The organism is Streptomyces sp. 7N604, assembly GCF_052245475.1.
Lineage (GTDB): Bacteria > Actinomycetota > Actinomycetes > Streptomycetales > Streptomycetaceae > Streptomyces.
Window position 1 is genome coordinate 13,736 of the sequence record NZ_JBQQBX010000050.1, and the last position, 24,721, is coordinate 38,456.

The 24,721-nt window shown below is 72.0% G+C and carries 19 protein-coding genes; 10 read left to right on the plus strand and 9 right to left on the minus strand.

Annotation, left to right across the window (positions count from 1 at the left end; translation table 11 throughout):
• Nucleotides 1–117: 117 nt before the first annotated feature.
• The gene (locus ACTWP8_RS35315; protein WP_443326165.1) at nt 118–579 is read left to right on the plus strand and encodes a metallopeptidase family protein; all 462 of its coding nucleotides are present in this window, start codon (nt 118–120) and stop codon (nt 577–579) included.
• A gap of 90 nt (nt 580–669) precedes the next feature.
• On the opposite strand, the gene ACTWP8_RS35320 is transcribed toward ACTWP8_RS35315, so the two are convergent.
• The 3 genes from ACTWP8_RS35320 to ACTWP8_RS35330 all read right to left on the minus strand — a co-directional run bounded on the left by ACTWP8_RS35320 (nt 670) and on the right by ACTWP8_RS35330 (nt 6,571).
• Nucleotides 670–2,190: a DUF5719 family protein gene (locus tag ACTWP8_RS35320; protein WP_443326166.1), complete on the minus strand. Its 1,521-nt coding sequence runs from the start codon at nt 2,188–2,190 to the stop codon at nt 670–672.
• Nucleotides 2,187–6,068, minus strand: a complete 3,882-nt coding sequence (locus ACTWP8_RS35325) for a glycosyltransferase (protein ID WP_443326167.1) — start codon at nt 6,066–6,068, stop codon at nt 2,187–2,189. The genes ACTWP8_RS35320 and ACTWP8_RS35325 overlap by 4 nt, the downstream gene beginning before the upstream one ends.
• Nucleotides 6,069–6,307: 239 nt before the next feature.
• Complete coding sequence (locus ACTWP8_RS35330; protein ID WP_004952403.1) at nt 6,308–6,571, minus strand: WhiB family transcriptional regulator; 264 nt, start codon at nt 6,569–6,571, stop codon at nt 6,308–6,310.
• Nucleotides 6,572–7,227: 656 nt separating this feature from the next.
• Here ACTWP8_RS35330 and ACTWP8_RS35335 point away from each other — a divergent pair.
• The 3 genes from ACTWP8_RS35335 (at nt 7,228) to ACTWP8_RS35345 (ending at nt 10,116) form a co-directional block, all read left to right on the plus strand.
• Nucleotides 7,228–7,746 carry a cysteine dioxygenase gene (locus ACTWP8_RS35335; protein ID WP_443326168.1) on the plus strand — a complete coding sequence of 173 codons (519 nt, stop codon included), beginning with the start codon at nt 7,228–7,230 and terminating at the stop codon, nt 7,744–7,746.
• 61 nt (nt 7,747–7,807) lie between these two features.
• Nucleotides 7,808–8,788 carry a 2-phospho-L-lactate transferase gene (cofD, locus tag ACTWP8_RS35340; protein ID WP_443326169.1) on the plus strand — a complete coding sequence of 327 codons (981 nt, stop codon included), beginning with the start codon at nt 7,808–7,810 and terminating at the stop codon, nt 8,786–8,788.
• Nucleotides 8,785–10,116 (plus strand): coenzyme F420-0:L-glutamate ligase, encoded by a 1,332-nt coding sequence (locus ACTWP8_RS35345; protein WP_443326170.1) that lies wholly within the window; start codon nt 8,785–8,787, stop codon nt 10,114–10,116. The genes cofD and ACTWP8_RS35345 overlap by 4 nt, the downstream gene beginning before the upstream one ends.
• 41 nt (nt 10,117–10,157) lie before the next feature.
• Here ACTWP8_RS35345 and ACTWP8_RS35350 read toward each other — a convergent pair whose 3' ends face one another.
• The 3 genes from ACTWP8_RS35350 to ACTWP8_RS35360 form a co-directional block, all read right to left on the minus strand.
• On the minus strand, nt 10,158–11,171 hold the full coding sequence (locus ACTWP8_RS35350; RefSeq protein ID WP_443326171.1) for a DNA-3-methyladenine glycosylase family protein: 1,014 nt from the start codon (nt 11,169–11,171) through the stop codon (nt 10,158–10,160).
• Between the two features lie 145 nt (nt 11,172–11,316).
• Entirely contained in the window at nt 11,317–12,399 is a 1,083-nt protein-coding gene (locus ACTWP8_RS35355) for a sugar phosphate nucleotidyltransferase (RefSeq protein WP_443326172.1), read from the minus strand.
• Between the two features lie 142 nt (nt 12,400–12,541).
• Nucleotides 12,542–13,867, minus strand: coding sequence for a peptidoglycan recognition protein family protein (locus ACTWP8_RS35360; protein ID WP_443326173.1), 1,326 nt, complete (start codon nt 13,865–13,867; stop codon nt 12,542–12,544).
• Between the two features lie 128 nt (nt 13,868–13,995).
• On the opposite strand from ACTWP8_RS35360, the gene ACTWP8_RS35365 reads away from it, so the two are divergent.
• The 4 genes from ACTWP8_RS35365 (at nt 13,996) to ACTWP8_RS35380 (ending at nt 19,675) form a co-directional block, all read left to right on the plus strand.
• The gene (locus tag ACTWP8_RS35365; protein ID WP_443326174.1) at nt 13,996–14,757 is read left to right on the plus strand and encodes a TIGR03089 family protein; all 762 of its coding nucleotides are present in this window, start codon (nt 13,996–13,998) and stop codon (nt 14,755–14,757) included.
• Between the two features lie 136 nt (nt 14,758–14,893).
• Nucleotides 14,894–16,117 (plus strand): LCP family glycopolymer transferase, encoded by a 1,224-nt coding sequence (locus ACTWP8_RS35370; RefSeq protein ID WP_443326175.1) that lies wholly within the window; start codon nt 14,894–14,896, stop codon nt 16,115–16,117.
• Between the two features lie 149 nt (nt 16,118–16,266).
• Complete coding sequence (locus tag ACTWP8_RS35375) at nt 16,267–17,961, plus strand: LCP family glycopolymer transferase (RefSeq protein ID WP_443326176.1); 1,695 nt, start codon at nt 16,267–16,269, stop codon at nt 17,959–17,961.
• A 58-nt stretch (nt 17,962–18,019) separates the two neighbouring features.
• Nucleotides 18,020–19,675: an LCP family protein gene (locus tag ACTWP8_RS35380; protein WP_443326177.1), complete on the plus strand. Its 1,656-nt coding sequence runs from the start codon at nt 18,020–18,022 to the stop codon at nt 19,673–19,675.
• 82 nt (nt 19,676–19,757) lie between these two features.
• On the opposite strand, the gene ACTWP8_RS35385 is transcribed toward ACTWP8_RS35380, so the two are convergent.
• On the minus strand, nt 19,758–20,780 hold the full coding sequence (locus ACTWP8_RS35385; protein WP_443326178.1) for a glycosyltransferase family 2 protein: 1,023 nt from the start codon (nt 20,778–20,780) through the stop codon (nt 19,758–19,760).
• 271 nt (nt 20,781–21,051) lie between these two features.
• On the opposite strand from ACTWP8_RS35385, the gene ACTWP8_RS35390 reads away from it, so the two are divergent.
• Nucleotides 21,052–22,485: an LCP family protein gene (locus tag ACTWP8_RS35390; protein ID WP_443326179.1), complete on the plus strand. Its 1,434-nt coding sequence runs from the start codon at nt 21,052–21,054 to the stop codon at nt 22,483–22,485.
• A 25-nt stretch (nt 22,486–22,510) separates the two neighbouring features.
• On the opposite strand, the gene ACTWP8_RS35395 is transcribed toward ACTWP8_RS35390, so the two are convergent.
• Nucleotides 22,511–23,059: an acyl-CoA thioesterase gene (locus ACTWP8_RS35395; protein ID WP_443313968.1), complete on the minus strand. Its 549-nt coding sequence runs from the start codon at nt 23,057–23,059 to the stop codon at nt 22,511–22,513.
• Between the two features lie 128 nt (nt 23,060–23,187).
• Between ACTWP8_RS35395 and ACTWP8_RS35400 the strand changes: the two genes are divergently transcribed.
• Entirely contained in the window at nt 23,188–24,483 is a 1,296-nt protein-coding gene (locus ACTWP8_RS35400) for an LCP family protein (RefSeq protein ID WP_443326180.1), read from the plus strand.
• Between the two features lie 104 nt (nt 24,484–24,587).
• Here the strand turns inward: ACTWP8_RS35400 and ACTWP8_RS35405 are convergent.
• Nucleotides 24,588–24,721, minus strand: a 134-nt coding sequence (locus ACTWP8_RS35405; RefSeq protein WP_443326181.1) for an acyl-CoA dehydrogenase family protein, incomplete at its 5' end; no start/stop codon positions are given.

A 24,721-nucleotide genomic window follows, 5' to 3' on the forward strand; every position in this document is an offset into this window, starting at 1 on the left:
GTCTCAAGACCGAACAGATTCGGGCGCAACTATGGCTGGAATGCTCATCTCCCGACATGGCGCGGGGTGCCCGGCCTGGGCATCGAGGGCCTGGGCGGACAGCTACCCTCAGAGGTGATGGACAGCCGCGTACCCCCCCGCCCGCCCGAGCCGCGACCACGACGGCGTGACCGTCACGGACGCGGCATGCGTGGACCGGTCGCCCCGCCTCAGGTGCCGCTTGCGGCCAGCCGGGCGGAGGCCTTCATCGATCTTGTACACGACTCCGTCGACCGGCTGGAGCGGCGCTGGCCGCAGCTGTCGGACGTGGAGTTCACGGTGCGCGAGGTGCCGCCCCCGGACGGCTCCGATCAGGACGGCGGGAGCTCCTGGGACGACGGGACGGTGCCGCTCGGCCGGCTGGTCACCGCGGGCGGGAGCCGGCCCGCGCGGATCGTGATCTACCGGCGGCCCGTCGAGATCCGCACCAAGAGCAGGGACGAGCGCGCGCTGCTCATCCACGAGGTCGTGGTCGAGCAGGTCGCCGAACTGCTGGGCCTGGCGCCCGAGTCCGTCGATCCGCGGTACGGGCAGGACTGACCGGCCGGATCGGACCGGATCCGGGCGGATCGGGCCGGAGCCGGGCGGATCGGGCCGGAGCCGGGCCGGGGCCCGGCTCGGTGGTCCCGCTCAGTCGTTCAGCAGCGACAGGTCCTCGCCCGCGTCCGGAACCGCGACCGTCCCCCGGTCGTCAGGGAGGGTCTGCACCGTAAACATCGGAACGCCACCCTCCGGAAGCTCCAGCATCCGGGAGGCGTGCACGGCCCCGCCGGACTCCCGTACGACCGTGACCGCGAAGCTCCCCTTGACCCCGGACGGGACCGGCGGCGTGACGGAGAGGGTCGTGCCGCCCTTGACCGCGTACGTCTTGCTCGCCGTCGCGCCGCCCGCGGTCCCTGCCGAGGAGACGACCTTCACCTTGGCCGCCTTGCCAGGCGCCACCAGGGAGAGGACCGAGCCCTTGGCCCGGTTGTCGGCCGCGGTGGCGCGCTCCTCGATCGCGGCGGTGGCCGGGATGAACGCCGTCTCCTGCTTGTCGCCCTTGCCGCGGGTGACACGCAGCGCCGCCACGAACGGGACCGGGTCGCTGCCCTCGGCCGGGCTCAGCACCAGCGAGCCGGGCTCGCCCTTGGTGACGTCACCGAGGTCCACGGCCGTCGTCATGCCGCTCTTCGCGTTCAGCGTCTCGTGACCGGCCGGAGTGATCGGCCCGGAGGGCCCCGCGAGCCGCACTGTCAGGTCGGCGTCGTCGTCGCCGGTGGCCATCGCCACCAGCCGTACGGAGGTGGCGTCCTTGGGAATGCCTGGCAGCACGGCGGTTCCGGCGGGGTCGGCAGAGGCCGGCAGCCAGTCGCCGCCGAGCTTGTCGTCGTCGGCCTGTACGGAGGCGCCGACGCGGCCCGCGCGCGCCACGACGTGCAGGGTGACGTTCGCTGTCGGCTCGTCGGTGAGGGTGGAAAGCAGAACCGGGACACTGCTCTTGCCCGGGATCGTGATCTCCTCGCCCGCCGTGGTCTTCAGGAGGCCGTCCTTGCCGTACATCTCGAGGTCCACGACGGCCGCGCCGTCGTCCGGGTTCGTCAGGTGGACGTAGTCCTGGCGCTCCCTCACGGTGCTCGCGCCCGGGAACCAGAACTCGCTGTCCGGCGCAGTGCAGGTCGCACCGAGCACCGCCCGCCCGCTGCCCGCGCCGATCATCGTGGTCTGCTGGGTACTCCAGCCGGGGGCCAGAGCTCCGTCCGCCGTACCGATCAGGGCGGGTGCCTCGGGGTCCGAGGCGGTGGCGGTGACCGGCTTGCCGGGCTCCTTCAGCGCCACGACCGGCTTCTGCGCACCGTCCTTCTGCGCACCGCCCTTCCGCTCCTGGTCCTGCCGCTCGCCGCCGTTCTTCTCCGCGGGCAGGAGTTCCGCACTGCTCTTCTGCGCGGCCGCGCCCGCGACACCCTCCGGCGTAAAGGAGGTGTACGTGGTCTCGGCGAGGTCGGAGGAGGACGGCGCGGGGCAGAGCAGGGCCGAGCGTTCGACGGGCAGCCGGGCCGCGGTGGCCCGGGAGTCGCCGGGGTCCGCGTCGGGGACGGTGAGGGCGGCGAACCCGGTGACGGCTGCCAGCGCCGATGCGGCGCAGATCAGGGACAGGGTCGTGCGGTTCACTGCTGGTCGCTCCCGTCGCGGCGGGGGCCGGGCTCGGTGCCGTCCCCGTACGTCGTGTCGCCGTAGGCCGTTTCGCCGTACGCCGCGTCTCCCTCGCCCTGGCCCTGGGCCGGGTAGACGCCGTCGGCGTAGGGCTGCTGGGCGGCATAGCCGTACGGGTCGGCGTACTGGCCGCCTCCGTACTGGCCGTACTGCCCGGCCTGGGCGTCGTACTGCCCGTCCTGGTAGGCATCGGCGGGATAGGACGCCCCCTGGTACTGGTCCGGATACTGGTCCTGGTAGGTGCCCTGGCCGCCCTGGCCGCCGTACTGCTGGCCGGGATCGGCGTACGCCTGCGGGTCCCACTCCCCATACGGCTGCTGCTGCTGCGGGACGGCGGCGTACGCGTCCTGGTACCCCTCCTGTACGGGCGCGGGCTCCTGCCCGGCCGGCCCAGCGGGCTCCGGCACCGGCGCCCCGTGCCCAGCGGGCACCGGCGCACCCGGCTCGTCCGGCCCCGGTCCACCGTCCGCGCCCTGCCATGCGGCCGGTTCCGCCTGTCCCCCCTGGGTCGCCTGCTCCGCCTCCGCGGCCGCCCGCAGCCTGCGCGCCCGGCGCCCCTCGCCCTCGACAGCCTGTGCGGGCACGGCCGCCGCCTCCTGGTCCGGCATGTCGTCGTCGACGTCCCGCCGCCGCCCCGGCAGCGCCAGCACCAGCACCACGAGCGCGAGCAGCCCCTGCGCCCATACCCAGGCGGTGCGGGTGAACGGCGTCTCGTACGTCAGGTCCAGCCGGCCGCCGCCCGCGGGCAGTTCGAAGCCCTGGGCCCAGTCGTCGACGGTCGTCGGGGTCAGCTGCGTGCCGTCGAGGGTGGCCTGCCAGCCCGGGGCGGCCCGGTCCGCGATCCGCAGAATCCGGCCCTCCTGACCGGCCGGGATGTCGGTGTGCACCTCGACGGGCTCGGCGGCCACCGGCACCGCCTCGACCTCCTGCGCGGTCCCCCCGCCCTGCTCGCCGCCCTCGCCGGACACGATCGTCACGCGCGCGACCTTCTCGTCCACCCGCCACAGCGCGCTGCCGTCCTCCTGGCTGAGCCTGGTCAGCCCCGGCGTCGCGTCCAGCACGCGGCTCATCTCGCGCGGCGCGCCGTCCCGTACGAGCACATAGCGCACGGAGTAGCCACCCAGCTGCCGGGTCTGGTCGGCGCCCGAGCCCGCGACGAGGTTGGCGACGATGCCGGCGAGCCGGGTGTCTCCGCCGCTCGCCACGGCCAGTTCGGCGTCGCCGAGCCGCGCGCCGGAGCCCCGCACGAGCGCGTACGAGACCTCGGCCGCCCGGTCGCCGCCGATGACGAGGGTGCGGGGCTGGTCGCGGGTGCCGCTCTCCTCGGCCACGAACGCGGGCACCTGCACCGGCTCGCGCCGCTCGACCGGGCCGTCGGCGCCGCTGATCATCCAGCCGAACGCGGCGAACAGCGGGGCCGCCGCCGCGGCGAGGGCGACGAGGCCCGCGACCGGCTGCCGCCAGCCGAAGCTCTGCGCCTCGACGCGCTCGCGCGCGCCCTCCGCGCCCACCGCGGCAGCCGCGATCAGCGCGAGGCCGTAGACGAGGGTGGCGGGCCCCGCCCAGCCCGAGCTGTTGGCGAGCGCAGCGAACAGCAGGCCGGTGAGGGCCACGGCCCAGGCGGTGCGGACCGCCCGCTGCCGCTCGGCGCGCAGCAGGGCGGCGAGCGCGGCCAGCACGACTCCGGTCAGCAGCAGCCCGCCCGTGGCCTTCGGGCCGCCGGGGCTGAGCGCCAGCAGGTCGAGCGCGGAGGCGGAGCCGGTGCCGTAATTCAGCCCAACCTCGCGGAAGAAGCCGGAGGGGCTGGTCAGCAGGGACAGCGACCAGGGGGCGAGGACGGCCATCGGCGTCCCGAGCGAGACGGCGAAGCGCAGCACGTACGCCGTCAGGTTGTCCCGCCGGCGGGCGCGGAGTACGAGGAGGGCGACGCCCAGGACGAGGGCGATCAGCCAGACGATGGGCGTGAAGGCGGTGACGAGGGTCAGCAGCAGCGCGTACGCCCAGGCGGCGCGCCAGCTCGGCCGCGTGCCCCCGCTGCCCTGCCGCCTGAGGCGCAGCCCGGTCGCCGCCACGCCCGCGCGCGCGAGCAGCGGCAGCAGCACGGCGAGCATCGCGGTGCCGAGCCTGCCGCCCGCGAGCGCGCCGGTGGCCGCGGGGAGGAAGGCGTATGCGACGCTGCCCCAGGCGCGCAGCAGCCGGGATTCGGTGAGCGGCCGGGATGCGAAGTACGCGGTGAGCCCGGCGAGCGGCACCGAGCAGACGAGCAGCAGCGTGATGGCGAGGCCGGTGCTGCCGAAGAGCAGGCTCGCCAGGGACGCGACCACCGCCAGATAGGGAGGCGCGGACGCGGTGCCGCCGACGCCGACGGGATGCCAGCCGGAGGTGTACGTGTCCCAGAGCGCCGAGGCGTCGGCAGGGGCGGGCAGCAGCGCGCCGCCGGACAGGGCGCCGGGGCCCAGCAGTCCGCGGCAGGCGATGAGCGAGACGAGCAGCAGGACGAGGAAGAGGACCGGGCCCGGTTTGCGCGCGATCCGCTTGAGCCGCGCGAACTGCTCGACCTCCAGGAAGTCCGCGTCGTCGCCGCCGGGCCCCGACTCGACGGCTCCGTGCCGTCCGCCGGACGCCAGTTCGGGCTCGGAGCGCCCGACAAAGTTCCCCGCGACCGACTCCACGGTGGCCCGCAGGGTCGCGCCGGGCGGCGGGAACAGCGGCCGCAGCTCGCTCGCCTCCACCAGGGCTCTGCCGCGTCGCCTGCGCGCGCCGAGGATCCGCCCGGGCCGCAGCAGTACGCCGAAGAGCCCCGCGACCTCGTCCAGCGCCTGCCCCGGCACCTTGCCGACCAGATAGGCGAGGGTGCGCAGCAGGGTGCCGAGGACGAGCCGCAGCAGTACGTACGGCAGCACGGCACCGCGGCTGTTGACGAGCATCGTGTAGACGGCGCCGGCCTTGTCGACGCGGTGCGGGCTGGCGACCGACCGGCCCGCGCAGTCGATGGGGCGGCGCTCGCGGGCGGACGCCTCGGCGTGCCGCACCACGGCGTCGGGGGCGATGAGGACCCGGTGCCCGGCGGCCTGGGCGCGCCAGCACAGGTCGACGTCGTCGCGCATGAGCGGCAGCCGCCGGTCGAAGCCGCCGAGCTCCTCCCACACGTCGCGCCGGATGAGCATGCCAGCGGAGGAGACGGAGAGGACGGGCCTGACCTGGTCGTGCTGGCCCTGGTCCTGCTCGCGCCGCTCGAGGCCGGTCCAGCGGCGGCCGCTGTTGGCGATGGTGACGCCGACTTCGAGCAGCTGCCTGCGGTCGTACCAGCCGCGCAGCTTGGGTCCGACGATGACGGTGGAGGGGCTGGCCTCGACGACGCGCAGCAGCTCGGCGAGCGCGTCCGGCTCGGGGGCGCAGTCGTCGTGCAGCAGCCACAGCCACTGGACCGGCTCGCCGTAAGGCAGGTCCGGCATCTCGTACGCCTCGTCGCGCCAGGTCCGGTTGACGGGGTCCCAGCCGCTGGGCCGCTTCAGATAGGGCAGGTCGTCGGGGGTGAGCACACCGGCGGTGCGGACCGCCTCCTCGACGGCCGTGCCGAAGCTGCTGCGGCGGGCGAGGTGGAGGACCCGCTCGGGCCCGAGGGACTCGGTGAGCAGTGCGGCCGATTCGTCGGCGCTGCCGGTGTCCGCGGCGATGATGTTCTGGACCGGGCGCTCCTGGCCGATGAGTCCGGAGAGCGCCCGGGGCAGCCAGCGGGCGCCGTCGTGGGAGACGAGCACGGCGGTGACGACGTGCCGCGGGAACTCGGGAGCGGCGGCCCCGTAGTGGGCCGTCGGGTGGCTGTGCACGGACATCGAGGTACGGGCCCCTCCGGCCGGGGTACGGGGTCGCCCCCGGAAGACGGCTCTGCTGACTGCGGTCGACGCGCACGGCCCATGGGGGTGTTGGCGCATCGTGGACGGCCACCCACACTAACGGCTCGCCAGGACCCGGCGACCGCCCTGTGGACAGCGGTCCGCCTCCCGTGCGGAGGGCACGGGAGGCGGACCGGGTGGATTTGTCGCGGATTACCGGATGGCCGGCCGAAGGGCCGTCAGACCGCCGCCTTCTTCAGGCGCCGGCGCTCGCGCTCCGACAGACCGCCCCAGATGCCGAACCGCTCGTCGTTGGCGAGGGCGTACTCGAGGCACTCGGAGCGGACTTCGCAGGCCAGGCAGACCTTCTTCGCCTCGCGGGTGGATCCGCCCTTCTCCGGAAAGAACGACTCGGGATCGGTCTGGGCGCACAGTGCGCGCTCCTGCCATCCGAGCTCCTCGTCCGCCTCCTCGACCAGCAGTTGCTGGAACAGCTCGGTCATGTGCGCCCCTCGTCAGTCTTTACGTCCCCGTGATGCTGCCGTTACCGATGCCCTGTTCAGTCACGATGGGCGGTGAACGACACGAGTGAAATTACAAGTGTGCGGATCCAGGCCAGTCAAGCCGAGATCTGCTATTGGGGCCCTTATTCACTCTGCGGAACCAAGGCCATGCGGAAAGTGTGCCAATCGTCATAAACCATGACAGCACCGCAGGCCCTCATCCGCGGTCCACGTCCTCACACATAGGGACGCGAGCATCGCCCATCCCGTTGCGATCCGATCACGGAAGCGAAGCGGATCACAGTGTGATCACGAGACGGCAACGGCGTTTGCGGGTACGACTGCTGAGCGGTCGCCGAGCGATTGGTGCGCCACCTCTCCGCGGCCAGAGCTGAACAAACCTTTCAGCGGGCACAGCAACCGGATGAGGTGAATCATTGCCGCCGAATCGGGCACCAAGTTGACACGGCGGGGCCGAACCGCTCCACTTAAGGGCATGCCAGTGACCCACGCGCCCTTCGGGACCCGCCCTCGCACTCTCTGCGATGCCGCGGCCCGCTGCGCCGTGCAGGCTCACTGTCGCTGTTCCAGCTGTTGATGCCACCGCGCTCCAGCTATCTGTGCCCAAGCACTTCTGCCGAGGAAACCTTCCGCACATGAACAGCGACGTCCAGATCGCCGGCGACCCGCTCGCCATCCCCCACCTCCTGCCGCCCGCCCCCGTACACCCGGCCACCGTCGCCGAGTTCGCGGGCCTGGCCCGTACGATCGCCGCGGACCGCGCGAGCTGGGCGCACCTCGTCCAGTACGACGCCACCAGCCGCTGGTACCACCGGCTGCGCACCGGGCCCGGTTACGAGGTCTGGCTGCTCAGCTGGGTGCCGGGCCAGGGCAGCGGGCTGCACGACCACGGGCGCTCCTCCGGCGTACTGACCGTCCTCGAGGGCGAGTTGACCGAGCACACCGAGCGCGGCCCCCGCTCGCTCGGGTCCGGCGCGCAGCGCGTCTTCGCGCCCGGATATGTGCACGAGGTGGTCAACGACGCGCTGACTCCCGCCGTCAGCCTGCACATCTACTTCCCGGGCCTGACCGAGATGACGATGCACGCGGCTGGGGGCTCCCACGCACATTGCCAGGGGAGCTCGCCCAGTGCTCTGGAGACCGTCTCCGGCTGACACCCCCGCCCGTCACCCACCGCCACCCTCAACGGAAGCCTTCGGCTGACAGACTGTCCCCATGCGCATTGTGGTTCTGGCCGGCGGCATCGGCGGCGCCCGCTTCCTCCGCGGTCTCAAGTCGGCCGCCGGGGACGCGGACATCACGGTCATCGGCAACACCGGTGACGACATCCATCTCTTCGGGCTCAAGGTCTGCCCCGACCTCGACACCGTGATGTACACGCTCGGCGGCGGCATTCACGAGGAACAGGGCTGGGGGCGCGCCGACGAGACCTTCACCGTGAAGGAAGAGCTCGCGGCCTACGGCGTCGGCCCCGAGTGGTTCGGGCTCGGCGACCGCGACTTCGCGACGCACATCGTCCGTACGCAGATGATCGGCGCGGGCTATCCGCTCAGCGCGGTCACCGAGGCGCTGTGCGCGCGCTGGCAGCCGGGGGTGCGGCTGCTGCCGATGACGGACGACCGCGTCGAGACTCACGTGGCCGTCACTCTGCCCGACAGCGGCTCCGCCGAGGGCCCGGGCGAGCGCAAGGCCATCCACTTCCAGGAGTACTGGGTGCGGCTGCGCGCGTCCGTGCCCGCGCACGCGGTCGTGCCCGTCGGCGCGGACCAGGCCAAGCCCGCCCCCGGCGTGCTCGAGGCCATCGCCGACGCGGATGTCGTCCTCTTCCCGCCGTCCAACCCGGTCGTCAGCATCGGGACCATCCTCGCCGTACCCGGCATCCGCGAGGCCATCGCCGACGCCGGGGTGCCGGTCGTGGGCCTCTCCCCCATCGTCGGGAACGCCCCCGTGCGGGGCATGGCCGACAAGGTGCTCGCCGCGGTGGGGGTCGAGGCGACGGCCGCCGCCGTCGCCCAGCACTACGGGTCCGGGCTGCTCGACGGCTGGCTCGTCGACACGGTGGACGCCGGCGCCGTGGACGAGGTCGAGTCGGCGGGCATCCGCTGCCGGGCCGTACCGCTGATGATGACGGACGTCGAGGCCGCGGCCCGGATGGCGGCCGAGGCGCTCGCGCTCGCCGAGGAGGTACGGGCGTGACGGGGGTTGGTGCGGCGGACGTGCCGTCGTATCAGGTGTGGGCGCTGCCCGGGTTCCCTGAGGTGGCGTCCGGGGACGACCTGGCCAAGCTCATCGCCGACGCGGCCACCGCGCACGGCCTGCCCGGGCTGGCGCACGGCGACGTCCTGCTCGTCACCTCGAAGATCGTCAGCAAGGCGGAGGGGCGGATCGTCGAGGCCCGGGACCGCGAGGCGGCGATCGACGCCGAGGCCGTACGGGTCGTGGCGCGGCGCGGGCCGCTGCGGATCGTCGAGACCCGGCACGGCTTCGTCATGGCGGCGGCCGGGGTCGACGCGTCCAACACCCCTGCGGGGACCGTGCTGTTGCTGCCGGAGGACCCGGACGAGTCGGCGCGGCGGATCCGGGACGGCGTACGGGACGCGCTCGGCGTGGACGTCGGGGTCGTGGTCACGGACACGTTCGGGCGGCCCTGGCGCAACGGGCTGACGGACGTCGCCATCGGCGCGTCGGGGGTGCGCGTGCTCGACGACCTGCGGGGCGGAACGGACGCGCACGGCAATCCGCTGAGCGCGACCGTCGTCGCGACCGCCGACGAGCTGGCCGCGGCCGGGGACCTGGTGAAGGGCAAGGCCGCGGGGCTGCCGGTCGCTGTGTTGCGCGGCCTGCCGCACCTCGTGGAGGAGGACGCCCAGGGCGCGCGGGCCGTGGTGCGCACCCCCGCGGACGACATGTTCCGGCTCGGAACCTCGGAGGCCGTACGGGAAGCGGTGACACTGCGGCGTACGGTCCGGGAGTTCACGGACGAGCCGGTGGACGCGGCCGCGGTACGGCGCGCGGTCGCGGCCGCGGTGACGGCGCCCGCGCCGCACCACACGACGCCGTGGCGGTTCGTCCTGCTGGAGTCGCCGGAGTCGCGGGAGCGGCTGCTCGACGCGATGCGGGACGCGTGGGTCGCGGACCTGCGCGGGGACGGCTTCTCGGAGGAGAACATCGCGAAGCGGGTGCGCCGGGGCGATGTGCTGCGGAACGCGCCGTATCTGGTGGTGCCGTGTCTGGTCATGGACGGCTCGCACACGTATCGCGACGAGCGGCGCAACGCGGCCGAGCGGGAGATGTTCGTGGTCACGGCGGGAGCCGGGGTGCAGAACCTGCTGGTTGCGCTGGCGGGCGAGCGGCTGGGCTCGGCGTGGGTGTCGTCGACGATGTTCTGCCGCGATGTGGTGCGGGAGGTGCTGGGGCTTCCCGGCGACTGGGATCCGATGGGGGCGGTGGCGGTCGGGCATCCGGCCGCTGCGCCGAAGGCGCGGGCCGCGCGGAATGCCGACGCGTTCGTGGAGGTTCGGTAGCGCCTCCCGCTGTGGGGGGCGGCGGCTGACCGTCGTCTCGGCTACAGGACGCTGATGTCCTTCGGCGCGAAGCGTGGGGCGCGGCGGGGTGGGGTGCGGCCGGACAGGAGGATCAGGCGGCAGGCGCGGTGGCGCTGGCCGTCGCCCTGCTCGGCGTACGGGGCCAGCAGCTCCAGCATCCGTTCGTCGTCCGCACCGCGCTCACCCGTCAGCGCGTAGCCGACGATCTTCGGCACGTGCAGGTCGCCGACCGTGATCGCGTCGGCGGCGCCGTTGCTGCGCTGGAGCGTCTCGGCGGCCGTCCAGGGGCCGATGCCCGGGATCAACTGGAGCCGTGCCAGGGCGTCGGGGAGGTTCATGGCCGTGGCCTCCTCGAGGCGGCGGGCCACGCGCGCGGCGCGGACGATCGTCGCCGCGCGCTTGCCGTCGACGCCCGCGCGGTGCCACTCCCAGGACGGGAGCATGGCCAGGCCGCGCGCGTCGGGCATCACGTACAGCCGGTCGAGCGGGCCCGGGGCGGGCTCGCCGTGGCGCTGGAGGAGCAGCCGCCACGCGCGGTACGCCTCGTCGCTCGTGACCTTCTGCTCCAGGATCGCCGGCACGAGGGATTCGAGGACCAGGCCGGTGCGGGTGAGCCGAAGGCCGGGGCAGCGGCGCTGCATCTCGTGCACCAGGCGGTGGCGCGGGGTGAGGGCCGACGGGTCGTCGTCAACGCCGAGCAGCGTGGGCAGGCGGTCGAGCATCCAGTCGCCGCCCGGCCCCCAGGCCTCCGCCTCGACCTCCCCGCAGCGGACGGCCAGGCGCAGGGTGCCGGGCCCCGCAGGCGTACGGCTCGCCCGCCAGACCGAGCCGTCGGGCGTGACGCGGAAGGCCGGGTCGCCGGGGCCGCGGCGCAGCGGACCGACCGTCAGGCCGAGGTCGAGGGCGCCCGGCGGCGTCCAGCGTCGGCACCGGGACGCGGTCGGCGTCTGCCGCGGCCGCGGAACAGCCGCGGGCACCTGCGAGGCCCCGCCGCGCACGGCGGTCCGGGTCGCGCGATGGGCTCGTCGGTTCACGGGGGCCTTCCTCCAGTCGCCTACGAGCCTAGGGCCAATGCCGGTGACTTAGCGAGCCGTTCGAGGCTCTGACGTGCGCAAACATCGCTTCTGAGCGCATTCCACGGGATGGCGGACAGCCGCCGACGAGACGACCCGCGACCCGCTACTCGTCCGACGAGAAGCGGATCGACCGCTCGGCGATCCGCGCCCCGCACCAGACCCGCACACCGTCCCGCAGCTCGTTGTCCGCGCCGATCACGGCCCCGTCGCCGATCACCGCGCCCGCCAGAACCGTACGGGCGCCGATGTGGGCGCGCGCTCCGATGAGGGAGTCGTGGATCTGCGCGCCGGGTTCGACGACCGCGCCTTCCAGGACCGTGCTGCCCTCGATCCGCGCGCCCTCGCCGATGACGGCGCCCGCGCCGACCACCGTGCCGCCGGTCAGCTTCGCGTCGCTCGCCACCTCCGCGCCGTCGAGGACGAGCCGGTCGCCGCAGCGGCCCGGGACCGCGGGCGACGGCGCGCGGCCGAGGACGAGGTCGGCCGAGCCGCGGACGAAGGCCTGCGGGGTGCCGAGGTCGAGCCAGTACGTGGAGTCGACCATGCCCTGGAGGTGGGCGCCCGAGGCGAGCAGTCCGGGGAAGGTCTCGCGCTCGACGGAGACGGGGCGACCGGCCGGGATCGCGTCGATGACGGAGCGGTTGAAGACGTACGCGCCCGCGTTGATCTGGTCGGTGACGATCTCCTCGGGCGTCTGCGGCTTCTCCAGGAAGGCCGTGACCCGGCCGTCGTCGTCGGTCGGTACGAGGCCGAAGGCACGCGGGTCCTCGACGCGCGTCAGGTGCAGCGAGACGTCCGCGCCGCAGGACGCGTGGGTGTCGACCAGGGCGCGGATGTCGAGTCCCGTGAGGATGTCGCCGTTGAAGATGAGCACCGGCTCGTCGGGGCCCGAGTGGAGGTGCGAGGCGACGTTGCGGATCGCGCCGCCCGTGCCGAGCGGCTCCCGCTCGGTGACGTACTCCAGGTGCAGCCCGAGCGAGGAGCCGTCGCCGAAGTACGGCTCGAACACCTCGGCGAGGTACGACGTGGCGAGCACGATGTGCTCGACACCGGCCGCCCTGGCGCGCGCCAACTGGTGGGTGAGAAACGGCACGCCGGCCGCCGGGACCATGGGTTTGGGCGTGTGCACCGTCAGCGGGCGCAGCCGCGTACCCTTGCCGCCCACCAGGAGGATCGCTTCTGTCACCTTGTCTTCTCTGCTTCCTGCCGGGGCCGGTCGTGGTCGGCGGCCAGTGTATGCAGACGGCGGACGGCCGACGTGGACTGACGCAAGCCCCCACGGACGCGGCCCCGGCATCGGCGGCTCAGCGTGCCGACGGCTCAGCGGCTCAGCGTCCCTGGAGCTTGGCCGAGGACCAACGCGCCGCGCCCAGCTTGCCGTAGAGGCGGGCTCCCGGGCAGTCCGTGACGAATCCGTCCCGGTGTCCGGAGATGACGTTGAGCTGGACGTTGGCTCCCTTTCTGTACTTGTTGCTCCCGCCCGAGACGAGTGTGACCTTGCCGCGTGGATTGATGCCGAACAGCCCGAGTTTCCAGGCGGTGAGGCGGGCGACGGCGCCGACCGCGGCGGTCGGCGGCTCGGATCTCGAATACGTCCCGAGAACGGCGATGCCCATGCTGTTGGTGTTGAAACCGAGCGTGTGTGCGCCCATGACGGGTCTGGCCACGCCACCGGCGCGCCCCTCGTAGATGGTTCCGCACTTGTCGACCACGAAGTTGTAGCCGAAGTCGCGCCAGCCGCTGCTCTTGACGTGGAAGCGGTAGATGCCGCGCAGGATCGACGGGACCTGCCTGCAGGTGTAGTTGTTTCCGGTCGCGCTGTGGTGGACGAAGGCGGCCTTGACCGTCTTGGTGTAGAGGAACTGCCGCTCGCGCAGCTTCTCGTCGGCGCCCCAGCCCGCCCGGGTGACGATGCGCGGCCGCGGGCCGATGTACGGCCGGGCCGCAGCGGAGCCGCCGGAACCCGTCACCTCATCCGCTTCCGCAGCCGTCGCCTCCTTGCCGAGGGCTGTGATCTCGGCGGCGCCCAGCGGGGCGAACTCGGCGTTGACTGCGGAGCTCGCGGACTCCTCGGGGGACAAGGAGGTCCGGCTCTTGGGGTTCTCGTCCTCGGGATCGTCACCGGGGTTGACGAGTTCGATGCGCAGGCCGCGCGGAAGTCCGCCGGGGCTGGTCCGACCGTGTGAACCCTCGGCCAGAGCCCGTACCTGTACGCCGATGGAGTCGCCGACCCACAGCGGGGCGGTGCTGCCGCGCGCCCGCCCGGACCGCCGGTCGGGCGAGCCGGGGTCGGGCAGGTCGTCGTTGTGGGTCTGGATGTCCTGCCAGGGCGACCACTTGCCCGTACCGGCGTTTCGGGTACGGACCTGGGCCCGGCCGTGGAATTCGGTGGCGGCGTCGTCCCAGACGATGCCGACGAGGGAGAAGGGTTTGACGTCCCGTGCGGCGAGTCCTGCCGCGGCGGAACGCCGGGGTACGGCGCGGGCGGAGGTCTTCAGCGGTTCGAGCGGCAGCGACTGGGTGCTGCCGGAGACTTGGGGGGTGGGGGCGGCGGGGTTGGGGTGTGCGGCGGTCGCTCCGGAGGGCAGGGCAAGCGGAAGCGCGAGTGCGGCCGTGCAGGCCACGCCGATCGAGGAAGCAAGAAGTGCACGCATAAATACGATCGTGACCTTGCTACGACATCTATGTCTATTCGTGACATGACGGTCAGTCGGCCGAACCGGTGCCCCAAAGGTGTACACCCGCCCGGCCCAGCGCGGCCCGGACGCGTACGCTTGCGCGGGTGAATGCCACCGACCGCACCCCTGCCGACCTGCTGCGATCCGCACTCGCCGCGGACCCGGCCCGCCCCCTGGTCACCTTCTACGACGACGCAACCGGGGAACGCGTCGAACTCTCCGTGGCCACCTTCGCCAATTGGGTGGCGAAGACCGCCAACCTGCTGCAGGGCGACCTCGCCGCCGAGCCCGGCGACCGGCTGGCGCTGCTGCTGCCCGCCCACTGGCAGACGGCGGTCTGGGTGCTCGCCTGCTCCTCCACCGGAGTCGTCGCGGACCTCGGAGGGGACCCCGCGCCGGCCGACCTGGTCGTCAGCGGCCCCGACCCGGACACGCTGGAGAGGGCGCGGGCCTGCGGCGGCGAGCGCGTGGCGCTCAGCCTGCGCCCGCTGGGTGTCCGCTTCCCGCAGGTCCCGCAGGGCTTCCTCGACTACGCCGTCGAGGTGCCGAGCCAGGGCGACCGCTTCGCGCCGTACGCCCCGGTGGACCCGGACGCGCCCGCGCTGGCCTTCGCGGGCGGCGAGCAGCTCACGGGTGCCGAGGTGGTGGAGCGGGCGCGCGCCGACGCGGCGGCCCGCGGCCTCACCCCCGTGTCCCGGCTGCTGTCCGGCCTGCCGTACGACACCTGGGACGGGCTCTCTGCCGGACTGCTGGCCCCGCTGGCGTCCGGCGGCTCCGTGGTGCTGTGCCGCCACCTCGAACAGATCGGCGCCGAGGCACTCGACCAGCGGCGGGAGAGCGAACGGGTCACCGTGACCGCGATCTGACGGGTCTTTTACGGGGTCGGCGCGATGATGGCGTACGTACAACCATGCGAGGGGTTCGGCGGTCTGCTCCTTATGACCCGGGGAGGGGACCCGCGCGGCGTGACGCCGCCTGACTCCATGAGAGATGGACGCACACGTGACCGAGAGCGCTGGCACGCCCGACGGCCCGGAGGATGACGGATCCGAGAGCTCTTCCGAGCACGGTCGCAGAAGGCACTGGCTGCGCTGGGGGGCGCTGGGCGCTTCCGTGGTGGTCCTGGCGGCGGCCGGGGCGGGCTGGATGCTCTACCAGAAGCTCGAGGGCAACATCACGACCGACACGGGCACGGCCGCCGAGCTGAAGCGGTACGAGGCCGAGCGGCCCGCCGCGTTGGTGCACGACGCCGAGAACATCCTGCTCATCGGCTCCGACAGCCGCGCCGACAAGAACGCCGCGTACGGCAGGGACAGCGGCACCCAGCGCTCGGACACCGCGATCCTGCTGCACCTCGCGGCCGACCGGAAGAGCGCCACGGCGGTGAGCATCCCTCGCGACCTGATGACGGACGTGCCGCGCTGCCGCAAGCCGGGCGGGCAGGAGAGCCAGGCGCGGTTCGCCCAGTTCAACTCGGCGTTCGAGCAGGGCGGCGCGGCCTGCACGATCCGCACGGTCGAGAACCTCACCGGCATCCGCATCGACCACCACATGATCGTGGACTTCACCGGTTTCAAGCGGATGGTGAACGCGGTGCACGGCGTGGAGGTCTGCCTGAAGGAGCCGATAAAGGACGAAGAGGCACATCTCGAACTGCCCGCGGGCCGGCAGAAGCTGAACGGCGAGCAGGCGCTGGGGTACGTACGCGCCCGCTACAGCCTGGGCAACGGCAGCGACACCGAGCGGATGGGCCGGCAACAGCAGTTCCTCGGCGCGCTGGTGAAGAAGGTGCAGAGCAACGGCGTCCTGCTCAACCCGACCCGGCTCTACCCGGTGCTGGACGCCGCGACCTCCTCGCTCACCACGGACTCCGGCCTGGACTCGCTGCGGGAGCTGTACGAGCTGGTGCGCAGTCTGCGCGGCATTCCCACGGAGAAGGTGCAGTTCCTGACCGTCCCGCGGCGCCCGTACTCGCTCAACGCGAATCGGGACGAACTCGTACAACCCGACGCGGCCCAGCTGTTCAACCTGCTGCGCAACGACCTCGGCGTGACCGTGTCCGCCGAGCCCCGGGAGGCCGAGGCCGAGGGCACGGCGCCGCCGGACAACGAGCCGGAGGCGATGGGCAGGGACCGAAAGCCCGACGCGGCCGAGCCGAGCGGTGAACCAACCGGCCAGGCACCCACGTACAAAGGAACGACGGCCGCAAACGGCATGTGTGCATAAACGGCACAAAAGGGGCGCGGTCCGACTCGAAGGTATCGGGTGTATTGCCCAGTTGTAGGGGAGGGGAATTTGTCACCGGCGTGGCTTGGCGCTGAACTGGGCGGATAGTGTGAGCGATCCCGTGTCACCGACGGAGGATGCAGGCAACCGTGGACGCGCAAGGACGTGGGCGGGCGGGCGACATCGACCCCGCGGACCAGTGGGTGTTCAACCCGGACACCGGCGACTACGAGCTGCGACTGGGTCATTCCGCTGAGCAGCCGTCTGCTCCCACGCAGCGCAGAGCTGCGTCACGGCGGACGACGGCCGTCTCGGGGACCGAGGCCCCGCCCGAGGAGCCCACGCGCCGCCGCAGGGCCGTCCCCCCGCAGCGCGGCCGGCGCGGCGCCCAGCCCAGCCGCCGCAGGCCCAAGCCCAAGGCGTCGGGCAGGAAGAAGGCGCTGTACTGGACCGGGGGCGTGATGGCCGTCGTGCTCATCGCCGGGACCGCCGGGGCCGTTTACCTGTACCAGCACCTCAACGGCAATATCAGCAAGGTCGACGTGGGGGACGCGGGAGCAGCCAGCGACGGACCGCTGAACGTTCTCGTCATCGGCACCGACGTCCGTACCGGCAAGGGCAACGAGGGCTACGGGGACAGGGGCAGCGTCGGCCACGCCGACACCACGATCCTCTTCCACGTCTCGAAGGACCGCAGCAACGCCACGGCCCTGAGCATCCCGCGCGACCTCATCACCGACATCCCCGACTGCGAGACCAAGCAGGAGGACGGGTCGACCAAGAACATTCCCGGCACACCGCAGACCCGGTTCAACAACAGCCTCGGCCAGGATGGCCGCGACCCGGGCTGCACCATGCGCACGGTCAAGAAGCTGACCGGCCTGCCGGTGCACCACTTCATGATGGCCGACTTCAACGCGGTGAAGACGCTGTCCTCCGCGGTCGGTGGCGTCGACGTGTGCCTGGGCAAGGACATCAACGACCCGGACTCCCACCTGAAGCTCTCCAAGGGCCACCACACCGTCCAGGGCGAGCAGGCCCTGGCCTTCGTACGGACCCGCCACTCCGTCGGCCTCGGCGGCGACTTGAGCCGGATCGAGATCCAGCAGCAGTTCCTCAGCTCGATGATCCGGAAGATGAAGTCCAACGACACCCTGACCGACCCGGGCAAGCTGCTCGACCTGGCCGAGGCCGCCACCAAGGCCCTGACGGTCGACTCGCGCATAGCCGACCTCAACGATCTGCGGAAGCTCGCCCAGGACATCGGCCGGGTCAACACCAAGAACATCTCGTTCGCGACCATCCCCGTGCTCGACAACCCGGCGGAGAACGTCCCGAGCACGGTCGTGCTCAACGAGAAACCGGCCCAGCAGCTCTTCTCCATGATCCAGGAGGACACCTCGCTCACCGAGGTGAAGAAGCAGGCGAAGGCCAAGGAGCAGGCCAAGCTGAAGGGCCCGAAGGCCGATCCTTGGGAGGTGCGGGTCGAGGTCCTCAACGGCGGGGGGCCGTTCGGGGCCGCGCAGGACACCGTCGACTGGCTGCAGAACAGCGAGAACGTGCTGAAGTCGAGCAATGGCGGAAACGCAACAGGACCGAAACAGAAGAAGACCACACTGACCTACGCGCCGAACCAGGCTGACCAGGCGCGCCGGCTCGCGGACATGATGGGCCTGCCCGCGTCCGCACTGAAGCCGGGCACCGAGGACGCCGAGCCGAAGGCCGCCATGACGCTCACCCTCGGCGCGGACTTCAAGGGAGCGGGCACGCCGCTGACCGGTCCGGCGAAGGCGCCGGAAGAGGTCCAGAAGGTCAACGCGGACAAACAGGTCTGCGCAAAGTAAACCCGCCCGCTCTTCGGGCCGTCCGTTAGAGCAAGACCGTATGAACGGGGGAGGCCCGATGCGGCAGGACAGCGTTCGCGTACCCAGGGCGCGCGGCAGCGCCCCCGAGGCGCAGGACCTGGGCTGGGACGACAGCCTGTACGGGAGGGACCCCGGCGCGCGGGAGCCTTCGCCCGGCGGCAGCGGTCTCCGCCGCGGCGGGCCCAAGCAGCGCGGCGAGCGTGGCGCTCCGCGCGGCAAGCGCCGGATACTGCGCTGGTTCGCCACCGTGGTGTCGCTGCTGATACTCGGCACGGCGGGCGCCGGATACCTCTACTACATGCACCTCAATGGCAATCTCGGCAAGGACGACCTCAACCTCGGGGACAGCAAGCTCGACAAGAGCTCGCCGAACGCCGCGGGCCAGACCCCGCTGAACATCCTGCTCCTCGGCTCCGACAGCCGTAGCTCCAAGGAGAACGTGCGGCTCGGCGGGGCCAGGGCCGACCGGGACCGTAAGCCCCTCGCCGATGTGCAGATGCTGCTGCACGTCTCCGCCGACCGCAGCAACATGTCGGTGATCAGCGTGCCGCGCGACACCCGGGTGACCATCCCCAAGTGCACCGACACCGACGACGGCGCGGTCTACCCGGAGAAGAGCGCGACCATCAACTCCAGCCTCCAGAACGGCGGTCCGGGCTGCTCGGTCGCCACCTGGGAGGAGCTGACCGGCATCCCGGTCGACCACTTCATGATGATCGACTTCGCGGGTGTGGTGGACATGGCCGACGCGGTCGGCGGCGTCCCGGTCTGCGTCGACAACAACGTGTACGACTCCAAGTCCGGGCTGCGGCTCAGGAAGGGCGAGTCGGTCATCAAGGGCGAGCAGGCCCTGCAGTGGCTGCGCACCCGGCACGGCTTCGAGGACGGCAGCGACATCGGCCGGGCCAAGGCCCAGCACATGTACATGAACGCGATGGTCCGGCAGCTCAAGGCGGGTACGAAGCTCACCGATCCGGGGAAGCTCAACGGGCTCGCCGAGGCGGCGACCAAGGCGCTCACCGTCGACAAGGGCCTCGGCACGGTGAAGAAGCTCTACGACCTCGGCAACGACCTCAAGCGGGTGCCGACGGGACGGATCACCATGGCGACCATGCCCTGGGTGCCCGACCCCGACAATGCCGCGCACATCATCCCGAAGCCGGGCGATGCGGAAAAAGTCTTCTCGATGGTGCGCAACGACACTGCCCTCGACGGCAAGGACAAGAAGAAGGCCGCGAAGAAGAGCCCGAAGCCCAGCGACCCTGCCGCGCCGAAGGCCGAGATCCCGGTCACCGTCCAGAACGGTACGGGTACCGCGACGCAGGCCCCCGTGACCGGCCGCGCAGCCCTCATCGCCGACCGGCTCTCCCAGCTCGGCTTCACCCAGGCCGCCACCGACACGACCCCCAAGTCACGGGCGGACACCACGGTTTCGTACCCGGAGGAGTCGCTGCGCGGTGACGCGCTCGCGGTGGCCAAGGCGCTCGGCCTGCCCGAGAGCGCGGTCCGGCACTCCTCGTCGGTGACGGGGATCACTCTCGTGATCGGCGCGGACTGGCGGGACGGTACGGCCTATCCGAAGTCGGCGGGGTCCGGGGGCAAGGACGACAACAAGGCGCCGGACAGCGCGGACGCGCTCAACGGCGACGACAAGTCGGCCTGCATGAAGGTGAACCCGGCGAACGTCTGGTAGCGGCGGCCCCGCTGGTCGCCACCGCCCCGCGCCCAGCGGGGTGGGGCGACCGGCCCCGGGCGCCCCGCGCGGCCACGGCCCGCTAGCGGGCCAGTACCGCCGGGCGGCGGCTGGCGATGACCTTCTTCGCCAGGGACCGCGGGCTGGTCAGGAAGCCCCAGCCCCACGACATGTGCATCGTGACGAGGGCCACCGGGATCCGCAGCCGCGCCTTCACCGGCAGGCCCCGGCCCGCCGGGACCGAGCCCGCGGCGATCGCCGCGAGGTAGCCGGCCGGGACGGCGAACGCCCACGGCGTGACCGCCGCGCCCACCACCAGGCCCGCGGTTATGGCGGCCAGCGCGGTCGGCGGGGCGAGGTAGCGGAGGTTGATCGAGCCCTCGTGGTAGCGGGCGACGACGTGCCGCCAACGCCCGTAGTCCTTGTACTGCTTGGCGAGGGCGCGCACGGTCGGCCGCGGCCGGTAGGACACCTTCAGCTCGGGCGAGAACCAGATCAGACCGCCCGCCTCGCGGATCCGGAAGTTCAGCTCCCAGTCCTGGGCGCGGATGAATTCCTCGTTGTAGCCGCCCTGCTGCTCCAGCGCCTCGCGCCGGAAGACGCCCAGGTACACGGTCTCTGCGGGGCCCGCCTCGCCGCCGGTGTGGAAGGCCGCGTTGCCCACGCCGATCTTCGAGGTCATGGCGGCGGCGACGGCCCGCTCCCAGTCGTTCTCGCCCTCGGCGTGCATGATGCCGCCGACGTTCTGCGCGCCCGTTTCGTCCAGCAGCCGCACAGCCGTGGCGATGTAGTCGGGCGAGAGCATCCCGTGCCCGTCGACGCGCACCACGACCGGGTGCCGGGACGCCTTGATCGCCGCGTTGAGGGCGGCGGGCGTACGGCCGGTGGGGTTCGGCACCGTGTGCACGCGCGCGTCCTCCCGTACGAGCTCGGCGGCGATCTCGTCCGTACGGTCCGTGGACGGGCCGAGGGCGATCACCACCTCCAGCTCGCCCGCGTACTCCTGCTCCAGGATGTGGCGGACCGAAGTGCGCAGATGCCGTTCCTCGTTGAGCACCGGCATGATCACGGAGACCGCGGGTGGCGTCGATCGGGATGCGGGCAAGGGTTTTCCTCGGGGGTACGGCCCGTGGCGGAACCACTGTCGACAGCTGTGCGCCCCGGGAGATTGCAGTACGGGAGCTCACGTTACCGCGAACGGAGGACACGGCTGTACGCGGCCGAGTGCAGCCCGGCCGCGGGCGGCGTGGGACCTCGGACCCGGAGCGAACGGCCCCTAGCGTGGCGCAGGTCACTTCCCAGAGTTTCGCCTGGGCGGGGGTCCCCCCGGCGAAGCCAGGGGAAGTACCCCCAGCCCCTGCGGAGGAGTCCTACTGGTGACCGCACCGGCCCCCTCATCCCGGTCGCAGCCCCGCACTCGCCGCCCGCGCCGCACCCCGAAATCCCGCCCCCGCTGGGGACTGCGGTGCGCGGCCTGCCTCTCCGCACTCCTGCTGGCGGCCGCGGGCAGCGGGCACGCGGTGGTCTCCGGGCTCGACACCGCCATCGGCCGGATCGATCCCTTCGAAGGGCTGAACGACCGCCCCAGGGGCAGCGACGGGCAGAACTTCCTGCTCGTCGGCACCGACGGCAGGGAGAAGCTCACCCAGCAGCAGCGGAAGCGGTACCACCTCGGCGGCGCCCCCTGCCACTGCACCGACACGATCATGCTGGTGCACCTGTCGGGCGACCGGCGCCGGGCCAGCGTCCTCAGCATCCCGCGCGACTCGTACGTCCAGCTGCCCGCGCACACCGACCGGACGACCGGCGAGCGGCTCCCCGCCAGGCCCGGCAAGATCAACGCCGCGTACGCACACGGCGGTCCGCAGCTGACCGTGCGCACCGTCGAGGAGATGACAGGCCTGCACATCGACCACTACCTCGAAGTGGACTTCGTCAGCTTCATGAAGACCGTCGACGTCGTCGGCGGGGTCGACATCTGCTCGGTGCGGCCGATGCGGGACCGCTACACCGGCCTCGACCTGCCCGTCGGCACCAGCAGGCTGAACGGCGGCGAGGCCCTGCAGTACGTACGCTCCCGGCACATCGACGGCGCCTCCGACCTCGGCCGGATGCAGCGCCAGCAGCGCTTCCTCGCCGCGCTCGTGCACCGGGTGGCCGACGGCGGCGTGCTCATCAACCCGGTGAAGTTCAACCGGGTCGCGACTACCCTCCTCGGCTCGGTGCGCGCGGACCGCGGCTTCGGCACGGACGAGATGGTGGACCTGGGCCGGGCGATGCGGCACTTCAAGCCGTCCTCGTCGGAGTTCGTCTCGGTGCCGGTCGCCGACCCCAGCTATCCGGTGCCGGGCCTCGGCTCGACCGTGATGTGGGACAGGGAGAAGGCCGGGAAGATCTTCCGCGCGCTGCGCGGGGACCGGCCGGTGGCCGCCCACCGCCCGGGCCGGCAGCGCACGGCTCTGGTCGACGTGGCGCCCGAGCGGATCCGGGTACGGGTGGACAACGGCACGGACCGGGCAGGGCTTGGGCACCGCGTGACCCGGGCGCTGCGCGCCACCGGGTTCGTCACCACGGGCTCCCCCGGCGACGCCGGCGTCGGCACCCGCCGCACGGTCGTCACGTACGACCCGGCCTGGGACCGCTCGGCGCGTACGGTCGCGGCCGCGCTGCCGGGCGCGGAGCTGCGACCGGAGTACGGGAACGGGCCGGTGATACGGGTCACGGTCGGCGAGGACTTCCGGCAGGTGCGCAAGGTGCGGCCCGAGGACCCGGTGACGGCGGTCACGGGCGACCAGGTCATCTGCGACTAGGGAAAGCGAAGCCGCACTGGGCCCTTCAGTCGCCGATGCCCTCGGCGGCCCGCTTCGCGCGCAGTTCCTTGATCGCCCGGCGGCGGGCCAGGCGGTGCGTGCGCCGGATCTGGGCCTCCTGGTAGCGCCGCTTGTCCCGCTCGGTCTCGGGTACCACCTGCGGTACGGGCCGCGGCTTGCCGTCCGCGTCGACCGCCGCGAAGACGAGATAGGCGCTGCCGACCTGGCTCGCGGGCGTGGACTCGTTCCAGCGCTCGGCCATGACCCGGACCCCGATCTCCATGGAGGAGCGCCCGGTCCAGTTGCACTGGGCCTTCACATGCACGAGGTCGCCGACGTGGACCGGCTCCAGGAACACCATCTCGTCCATGGAGGCGGTGACCGCGGGCCCGCCCGAGTGCCGCCCGGCGACCGCACCCGCCGCGTCGTCCACCAGCTTCATGATCACTCCGCCGTGGACGGTGCCGAGGAGGTTGGTGTCGGCCGCCGTCATGATGTGGCTGAGCGTGGTGCGCGAAGCGGAGGTGGGCTTGCCCGGAATCTCTGCTTCCGGGGCCGCTGCCTGTTCGGTCATGCCCTCAACCTTATGCGGCCATAAACCGTGACCCCGGCCTCGTAGCTTTGCATCAGGTCTGCTACAGGCGGGGTGCGATTCGCCACTCGCCCTGTATGACAGTCGCCCCGGAAGGCACACTCCTCCCTATGAACGAGTGGCCCCAGGGATGGACCGGCGACGGCAGGGACGGCTACGGGCGCGGCAGCGCGAGTGCCCGGCCCGAGTCCGCGCGCAGCATGCGCCATGTGCAGCGCCCGCGCTCGGGTGGCGGCTACGGCGGTGGCGGGCCGCAGGCGGAGCCGCCGCTTCCGCCGGGTCTCTCCCCGCACCGGGGCGCCGTCCCGGGCCAGCGGGGCTATGACGACTACGACGACTATGCGGACGACGGCTACAGCCGGGGCCAGGTCTACGGCGGTGGCCGGGGCGATGACTTTTTCAGTCCCGGACCGGATGACCGCCCCGCCCCCAACGGGCGCCGCCGCATCAAGCGCGTTGTGCTGACGCTGGTCATCGTCTTCCTCGGCGTCTCCATAGCCACGTACTTCTGGGCCGACTCCAAGCTGAAGCGCGAGGTGGACCTGTCCAAGGTCATCGAGCGGCCGGAGACGGGCGCGGGCACGAACTACCTGATCGTCGGCTCCGACAGCCGTGAGGGCATGTCCGCCGCGGAGAAGAAGAGGCTGCGCACCGGCTCCGCCGAGGGCAAGCGCACCGACTCGATGATGATCCTGCACGTGGGCAGCAACGGGGACACGATGATCTCGCTGCCGCGCGACTCGGACGTGGAGATCCCGTCCTTCAAGGGCTCGGAGTCCGGCAAGCTGTTCCCGGCCGAGGGCCGGCACACCAAGCTCAACGCGGCCTACGCGGAGGACGGCCCGGAGCTGCTGGTCCGCACCGTCGAGTACAACACCGGGCTGCACATCGACCACTACGCGGAGATCGGCTTCGGCGGCTTCGCCAAGATCGTGGACGCCGTCGGCGGCGTCGAGATCGACATCAAGCAGACGATGAAGGACAAGAAGTCCGGATCCAACTTCGAGCCGGGCAAGCACACCCTCAACGGCGAGCAGTCCCTGGCGTTCGTACGCCAGCGGTACGGCCTGACCGGCGGCGACCTGGACCGCACGAAGAACCAGCAGAAGTTCCTTTCGGCCCTGGCCAGCCAGACCGCCACTCCGTCGACCGTGCTGAACCCCTTCAAGCTCTACCCGACGATGGGCGCGGGCCTGGACACGCTCGTCGTCGACAAGGACATGAGCCTGTTCGACCTGGCCAAGATGTTCTTTGCCATGAAGGGCGTCACGGGCGGCGAGGGCAAGTCGATGAACATGCCGATCTCTGGCAGCTCCGGCGGCAACCTGGTCTGGGACAAGGCCAAGCTCAAGCAGCTGGTGAACGAGCTCAAGAACGACGAGAAGGTCACGGTCTCCGGCGACTGACCTGCTCGATCAGCTCGCTCAGCTCGATCCGCTGAGCGAAGACGTACGACGAAGGGGCCCCGCCGATCCGGTCGGCGGGGCCCCTTCGTCGTATAGGCGGCGGGCTACGGCAGGTTGCGGGCCATGACGATGCGCTGGACCTGGTTGGTGCCCTCGTAGATCTGGGTGATCTTGGCGTCGCGCATCATGCGCTCGACCGGGTAGTCGCGGGTGTAGCCGTAGCCGCCGAGGAGCTGGA

Bases quoted from the DNA above. Each gene is read 5' to 3' on its own strand.
- ACTWP8_RS35315 (WP_443326165.1), top strand. From the start codon at position 118: ATGGACAGCCGCGTACCCCCCCGCCCGCCCGAGCCGCGACCACGACGG.
- ACTWP8_RS35325 (WP_443326167.1), bottom strand. From the start codon at position 6,068: ATGTCCGTGCACAGCCACCCGACGGCCCACTACGGGGCCGCCGCTCCC.
- ACTWP8_RS35330 (WP_004952403.1), bottom strand. From the start codon at position 6,571: ATGACCGAGCTGTTCCAGCAACTGCTGGTCGAGGAGGCGGACGAGGAG.
- ACTWP8_RS35335 (WP_443326168.1), top strand. From the start codon at position 7,228: ATGAACAGCGACGTCCAGATCGCCGGCGACCCGCTCGCCATCCCCCAC.
- cofD (WP_443326169.1), top strand. From the start codon at position 7,808: ATGCGCATTGTGGTTCTGGCCGGCGGCATCGGCGGCGCCCGCTTCCTC.
- ACTWP8_RS35360 (WP_443326173.1), bottom strand. From the start codon at position 13,867: ATGCGTGCACTTCTTGCTTCCTCGATCGGCGTGGCCTGCACGGCCGCA.
- ACTWP8_RS35380 (WP_443326177.1), top strand. From the start codon at position 18,020: ATGCGGCAGGACAGCGTTCGCGTACCCAGGGCGCGCGGCAGCGCCCCC.
- ACTWP8_RS35395 (WP_443313968.1), bottom strand. From the start codon at position 23,059: ATGACCGAACAGGCAGCGGCCCCGGAAGCAGAGATTCCGGGCAAGCCC.
- ACTWP8_RS35400 (WP_443326180.1), top strand. From the start codon at position 23,188: ATGAACGAGTGGCCCCAGGGATGGACCGGCGACGGCAGGGACGGCTAC.